General features: G+C 73.2%; 2 protein-coding genes. Both read right to left on the bottom strand.

Annotated features, from left to right (window positions below):
* A partial coding sequence (locus G3I71_RS45135) for an aldehyde dehydrogenase family protein (protein WP_164324711.1) occupies window positions 1–417 on the bottom strand: 417 nt, incomplete at its 3' end.
* Window positions 418–624: 207 nt separating this feature from the next.
* On the bottom strand, window positions 625–739 hold a 115-nt coding region (locus G3I71_RS45130; RefSeq protein ID WP_164324708.1), incomplete at its 5' end, for a helix-turn-helix domain-containing protein.

Raw genomic sequence — 739 nt, 5'->3', positions numbered from 1 at the left:
GGTCAGGGCCAGCCGGCCGACGCCACCGGCGTCGGTGTCCAGGCGCTGGGCCTCTCCGCCGTTGAAGCGACGGGCTTCCTCGGCCGCGAAGCGGAACACGGACACCGCACGGCCGACCTCGCCGCGGGCCCACTTGACCGGCTTGCCGTTCTCGGCGGAGATCAGCTGGGCGATCTCCTCTGTGCGCTCGGCGAGCCGGCGCGACACGTGGTCCAGGGCCGCCGCGCGAACGTGGGCGGGGGTGGCGGAGAACTCCGCCGTCACGGCGTGCGCCGCGGCCACGGCCTCTTCGACCTGTGCGTCGGTCGGCACGCTGACGGTACCGACGAGCCGGCCGTCCCACGGGTTGTGGACGTCGAAGCTGTCCTCGCCGGAGGCCTCGCGGCCGGCGAGCCAGAAGGCGTGGGTGGAGGTCATGCGAATCCCGGCCCTTCGGGTTGTGCGGGGGGTACCTCGCAGCGGCAGCCGGAGGCGGGTCCTGGCCTCACCACGGTAGGACGCCGTCGGGGTTTCGTTGTTTATCCGGCGTGGAGCGGCGACCTGTCCGGCTTCGCCGGTTTGTCAGTGTCGCGGGTCGGGCGGACCCGTGCGCGCGGGGTCCGTCGTCGGGCAGGTCGGTCGGGCTCAGGTGGCCGGGGTGGCCGCCTTCAGGGCGAGCCAGAGTTCCATCCGGACGTCCGGGTCGTCCAGGGAGCGCCCGAGGATCTCCTCGACCCGCTTCATCCGGTACCGCAGCGTG

The organism is Streptomyces sp. SID12501 (assembly GCF_010550245.1).
Classification (GTDB): Bacteria; Actinomycetota; Actinomycetes; order Streptomycetales; family Streptomycetaceae; genus Streptomyces.
This window is presented reverse-complemented; position numbering and strand designations above follow the sequence as displayed.